At 50.5% G+C, this 455-nt stretch carries 1 rRNA gene; it reads right to left on the bottom strand.

Annotated elements, in window-relative coordinates:
* Window positions 1-371: ribosomal RNA gene (locus ACOI06_RS14615) — 23S ribosomal RNA — on the bottom strand; the annotation flags it as partial.
* Between the last annotated feature and the right edge of the window lie 84 nt (window positions 372-455).

Below are 455 nucleotides of genomic sequence, written 5' to 3'. Positions count from 1 at the left end.
TCGTACGCTTAGTTCCACATGCGTGATTTCGTCTACGGGGCTATCACCCGCTATGGCAACGCTTTCCAGCGTTTTTGACTATCACACGTGCTAAATCGTACAGGCTGGTCCGATTTCGCTCGCCGCTACTTTCGGAATCTCGGTTGATTTCTTTTCCTCGGGTTACTTAGATGTTTCAGTTCACCCGGTTCGCCCTCGCTGGCCTATGTATTCAGCCAGGAGTACTAGCCTTACAGCTAGTGGGTTTCCCCATTCGGACATCTGCGGATCATAGCTTATTTGCCAGCTCCCCGCAGCTTTTCGCAGGCTGTCACGTCCTTCGTCGCCTGTGATCGCCAAGGCATCCACCACATGCACTTATTCGCTTGATCCTATAACCCTAAGGGCTATAGATTCTCTTTACTGCTTGATGAGTTTTCGCGTTTGTGTGCCGTTCTTCCATACAAGGCACTACA

Source organism: Orrella sp. 11846, assembly GCF_048820935.1.
In the GTDB taxonomy this organism is placed as follows: domain Bacteria; phylum Pseudomonadota; class Gammaproteobacteria; order Burkholderiales; family Burkholderiaceae_B; genus Algicoccus.
The sequence above is the reverse complement of the archived record's forward strand: the minus strand, read 5'-3'. Positions and strand labels throughout refer to the sequence as shown.